We start from the raw sequence: 1,049 nt of genomic DNA, 5'->3' as shown, positions 1-1,049 counted from the left end.
TGTATCAGAAGTTTGACAGTATGTATGGTCGCCATATCACCGGTTCGTTCGCTATCAAGAACGATCCATACCAGGGCTACATCATCAGCGGAAGCTATGATTACGGCATGGGCGACTGGAACCAGAGTTATCTCGTAACCCGTCTCCTGGCATCGGGTTCCATGATATGGACCGCCAAGGACGATGTTACCGACATCAGCCGCTACAAGCGTTGCGATGAGGTACCTGCCGAGATACTCAAGGAATGAGCCCACTTTAAAAAGGAGCATATTTTGAATCCAGTCTGACCAGTGTGGTCATTCTGAGTGAAACATAGCAATCGGCTCCGCTGGTGAATATCTGTCGAGAAATCGCTTTGAAAGAGCCGAAAGCTTCTCTGATAGGCCCGAAAAGGGCAAATATCGATCTTTGAAATGTTGAAATCTGGAATATTACCATCCTTCGGAGGTTCATCCACATACATCTGCTATATGCATGCATACGATGTTTGAGCAAGCCCCTGTATCGGGTCTTGCCATTACGTGTATGAAAACTGTATTGGAACATGGCTGCTTCAACGTTATTCCGTTTATGCTGCTCCTCCAAAGGAAGGCTTTCTATCTGCTTCCTTAGCTGATAGGCTTTAATGTCTTTGTCTTCAAAGTAACGCCAACCGGTTTTGTTGTTCCATGGGATTCTCCAACGTTTTCTGGAGCCCTGCTTTGTGACGGCTTTGACGGCCTCATAGGTGTTGCCAGTAGCAATCTCCCTGACGGTAAGACCATCCTCGTCATGTGGTATCAGTTCCCATCTGCATCCACCTTGCATCTTGCCAGTCTTGAGCTGCATGGCATTGTGGTTCTTTGCAAACTCTCGCTTGTCTGGACTTTGATAGGCACCATCTGCATACAGGTCTTCAATCGTAGAATCCGTGACACGTTCACTGTTTTCCACAGCCTCCTGAAGGAAATGGCAGTCTGCAAATACTGCAGTTTCAACCTGAACGGAAGTGATGATGTTAGGCTTGCCTTCCTCTACAGTCTCTGTGATGTTGGTCACATAGCCTTGCA

The 1,049-nt window shown here is 47.2% G+C and carries 2 protein-coding genes; one reads left to right on the top strand and one right to left on the bottom strand.

The window, feature by feature from the left end; all coding sequences use genetic code 11:
• Positions 1 to 248: hypothetical protein (locus tag ABNK64_RS11065; RefSeq protein WP_349764430.1), on the top strand; the 248-nt coding region annotated here is incomplete at its 5' end.
• 7 nt (positions 249 to 255) lie between these two features.
• On the opposite strand, the gene ABNK64_RS11060 is transcribed toward ABNK64_RS11065, so the two are convergent.
• A partial coding sequence (locus ABNK64_RS11060; RefSeq protein ID WP_349764429.1) for a hypothetical protein occupies positions 256 to 1,049 on the bottom strand: 794 nt, incomplete at its 5' end.

The sequence above is a fragment of the Fusobacterium sp. SYSU M8D902 genome (genome assembly GCF_040199715.1).
Lineage (GTDB): Bacteria > Fusobacteriota > Fusobacteriia > Fusobacteriales > Fusobacteriaceae > Fusobacterium_A.
Note: the sequence above shows the minus strand (reverse complement) of the source record. Positions and strands in the feature narration are given on the sequence as shown.